The organism is Vibrio genomosp. F10 str. 9ZD137 (genome assembly GCF_049974785.1).
GTDB lineage: Bacteria > Pseudomonadota > Gammaproteobacteria > Enterobacterales > Vibrionaceae > Vibrio.
In genome coordinates, this window is record NZ_JBNGCJ010000446.1 from 1 (window position 1) to 3,691 (window position 3,691).

Consider the following 3,691-nt stretch of genomic DNA (forward strand, 5'->3'; position numbering starts at 1 on the left):
TCGGCCCATCGATTCGAGCAACTGCTCAGCTAAACGCGTTTTTTGTAGCACTAAACCCATGAAAACAAACAGGGGGACGGCCATTAAAACGGTGTTCTCCATGATTGATTGGATTCGATAAGGCATGAAAGCAAACATTTCAATGCCTTCCGCCCAAACACCAAAGATCAGTGCAATACCGCCAAATGTGAAGGCAACAGGGAATCCCAGCAACAGTGCAAACAGTGCAACAAAGAACATTACTATTCCGATCATAACAATATCCTTTATTTGGTAGAGTGGATTAGATGAGGGTTGAATATCTTATTAAGCGAGTGCAAAACAAGACCCACTCCGCTCACTGCCATAAAGAAAAATGACAATGGAATAATACTTTTAATGATCCATCGGTAGGGTAAACCACCGGGATCCCCAGAGGTTTCTCCGAGTGCATAACTCTCTTTAGCGAAGTCCACGCCGTACCAGGTAACCAAAAGACAAAAAGGAAAGAGAAACAGAAAGCAACCAGCTAAATCAATGATGGCCTGAGCTTTGTGGGATAAACGTTCATAGAATATGTCAACGCGAACGTGCCCCCCTGCTTTAATCGCATAAGGCACGCCAAGCAGGAACACAGCAGAAAATAAATGCCACTCCATCTCTTGAAACGCAATCGACACGTCATTGAAGACATATCGCATGACTACGTCATAGACGACATTGATGACGAGTAAAATGAATAACATGCTCGATAACCATCCAAGCATATCTCCAATTCGATTAAATATTCGTTCGATATAAATTAGGCTTCTCATTCCGAACTCCATGGAATTTTGAAAAGTGCGCCACTTCATCCGTAACAAGGTTACCTATGAGTGGCGCTTAATAATAAGTGTTTCTTGGGCTTCTTCGATGCGATGGTGTTTCCATCGCATCTATTTGGGTTTTATTTTGCAGCTTGGCTGTTCAAGTAAGCTCGGTGTGAAATATCTGACCATGGACGAACCTGATCAATATACGCCGCTTGTGACTCTTGGATTTCTTTTGCAAGTGCATCTTTATCTGCATGCTCTTTTAGTAGACGAGTGTTCGCCTCTTCCAAAGCTGAGATAACTTCTTCTGGGAAATCTTTTACCTGTACGTTCGGGTACTCTGATTTAATCGATGCCCAGTTTTTGCCACTTTCATGCTTAGATTGGGTGTACATGTCGTAGGCTGCTGTTTTCATTGCCACTGTTAAGATAGCTTGAAGATCTGCAGGTAATTTTTCCCATGTACGCTTGTTCACTAGGAATTGAAGTTCCGTTCCTGGCTCATGCCAACCTGTGTAGTAGTAAGGTGCAATTTTGTGGAAGCCCATACGAAGGTCTAGTGAAGGTCCAACCCACTCAAGAGCATCAATCGTACGACGCTCAAGAGACGTGTACAGTTCACCCGGTGCGATGTTCGTTGGTTTTGCACCTAGCTCTGCCAATATTTCACCGGCGAAACCCGGAATACGCATTTTCAGACCTTGAAGATCTTCAACCGAGTTAATTTCTTTTTGGAACCAACCACCCATTTGAGTATCGGTATTACCACCAGGGAACGACATCAAGTTATGTGGAGAGTACACCTTCTCCATCAACTCCATACCGCCACCGTGGTAGAACCAAGCGTACTGCTCAGTAGGAAGCATACCGAATGGCATTGACGTGAAATACAAAGTATTCGGTACTTTGCCTTTCCAGTAGTATGACGCGGAATGCCCCATGTCATATTGACCCGATTTCACCATATCAAACACGCCCAGAGGCGCTTTGTGTTTATTCGCAGAGTCTATACGGATCTGTAAACGACCGTTTGACATCTCTTCTGCCATTTTTGCCATGTTTTTCGTTGCATCACCGAAAATTGGGAAGTTTGCACCCCACGTCTCTGCGAGCTTGAGGCGGTAAACTTTTTCTGCTGCAGTGGCTGAAGTTGCCATCATTGCTAAGCAGGCAGTGGCAATCACTGTACTGTTTTTCAGTACTCTCTTTAGAGAGCAAGTAATAAGACTCATATCTACGTCCTTTGTTTAGTGGTAGCCATCTAGGCTTATGTCGTTATTTAGCATTAACCAAACAGGAAAAAATAGAATCAGCGAGAACACGCAATAAGAATGGAGAGGAAAGCGGGCGTTAAACTTTGGTGGTACGTATAACTACGTAGGATAAAATTTAAAATCCCTAAAATTCAATAACTTGATTTTTAACCCACATAAAAATAATGAGAGATTACGTAGGTAGATACCGAATCGAATAGTTATACATTTGTTCATAAGTTGTGACATGTGTATATGCACTAAAGCGAATCTGCGGGGAATCGGGGTGTAAAGGGTAATATTCGGCCAAAGATAGTGAAAAATGACAGACACAATAAGATGATGATAAACAGATAGAAAAAAGCCTCGCAAAAGCGAGGCTTAAACTTAAGAAACAAACCGATTAAACAGATTTATAGATAACTTTGTTACCCGCTAACTGTTCTTTTTCTACAAGGTTTTCTTCCAGTAGTTTTTTTAGTGCGCCTGTCGCCCAAGAAGCCGCTTTTGCTTCTTCTTGACCAGCGGCAAGGCCGATACCTTTCGGGTTAATACCTTCGGCATTGCTAACAACGATGTCTAATACTTGTTGCTGTTTAGGTGTTAATGCAACCTCCACTGTTTTCGCAACAACCGCTTTCACTGGTGCTTTTACTGCTTCTTCAGCAACAGGCTTCGCTTTTGGGGCTGCTTTAACAGTGGCAACTGTCGTTTTAATGCGCTTTTGCAGTTTCATCTGCACTTTACGCTTATGAGCAAGTCTCATCGAGTATTTCTCCATTTCACTGCAACGATACAGTGGTGAAAATTTGAAGCGCGATTTATACCAAAAAAACGCGCGTATTTGTAGGGAATTAGCGATATTGTCGTTGAAAAATGCGCTCAAAACCCAACTATGGCTATAATTTAAACAGTCACATTGCCCACTTAAAAGAACCACTGATTATCTATACATAGGTCAATAACCAGCGATGAAAATGCAGAGCCAGCACCTTTCCAATCATAACCTCGATAACACATTGGCTGCTTTTAGGCCCGCATTCATCGTCGTGACGATGGTATATTTGATCTTAATTTACTGGTTTTTGAGTGTGAAAACCGCGACGATCATGGTTATCACCACCTTAATCATTGCTATTACAAGCTATGCACTTATTCAACGCTCTAAGGTCTCCTACACACTCACAGCCACTCACTTTCAACAACATTTGCACAAAGGAGGTTGGGTGGTTAGATGGAGCGACATAGAAAAAATAGATCTGTGTCATATCGAAAAAAGTGGCCTTCAAATACCGCTCCCCTGGATAGGGATAAAATTGAGGCACTATTCCCCTTACCTCGACAGTATATGCCCTAGAATCGCGAGCGAGATACTCTTGAGCCAACGAGCACTGCTGTATACCGGGCTCCGTAATATGCAAGATAAGCGCGATTCCTCGATTGGAAACAAGCCCTTTGAAGATCTTGTTTTAGACTCTTCACCCCATACCACCCAATCAGGAAAACAGTATGATGGATTAAGGGCGATGCTGGGTAACCGAATGGCTCATCAAAGAGCTGCACTTGGGTTTGATATTTTTATCTCGACTAATGACTTGGATAGAGATGAAGGGAGTTTTGTGGGATTAGATCGGAAGAGCGGATCAG

General features: G+C 42.8%; 5 protein-coding genes. 1 reads left to right on the forward strand and 4 read right to left on the reverse strand.

The genetic code is table 11. From position 1 onward, the window contains the following. The 4 genes from ACP45E_RS10660 to ACP45E_RS10675 form a co-directional block, all read right to left on the reverse strand. Positions 1-255 (reverse strand): TRAP transporter large permease subunit (locus ACP45E_RS10660; protein WP_141707293.1); only part of this gene is annotated, 255 nt, incomplete at its 3' end. Positions 256-266: 11 nt separating this feature from the next. Continuing rightward, entirely contained in the window at positions 267-794 is a 528-nt protein-coding gene (locus ACP45E_RS10665; RefSeq protein ID WP_017033450.1) for a TRAP transporter small permease subunit, read from the reverse strand. Positions 795-925: 131 nt separating this feature from the next. Continuing rightward, complete coding sequence (locus ACP45E_RS10670; protein ID WP_017033451.1) at positions 926-2,023, reverse strand: TRAP transporter substrate-binding protein; 1,098 nt, start codon at positions 2,021-2,023, stop codon at positions 926-928. Between the two features lie 424 nt (positions 2,024-2,447). Beyond that, positions 2,448-2,810 (reverse strand): hypothetical protein, encoded by a 363-nt coding sequence (locus ACP45E_RS10675; protein WP_017033452.1) that lies wholly within the window; start codon positions 2,808-2,810, stop codon positions 2,448-2,450. A 205-nt stretch (positions 2,811-3,015) separates the two neighbouring features. On the opposite strand from ACP45E_RS10675, the gene ACP45E_RS10680 reads away from it, so the two are divergent. Next, positions 3,016-3,691 (forward strand): DUF2982 domain-containing protein (locus ACP45E_RS10680; protein ID WP_069584992.1); only part of this gene is annotated, 676 nt, incomplete at its 3' end.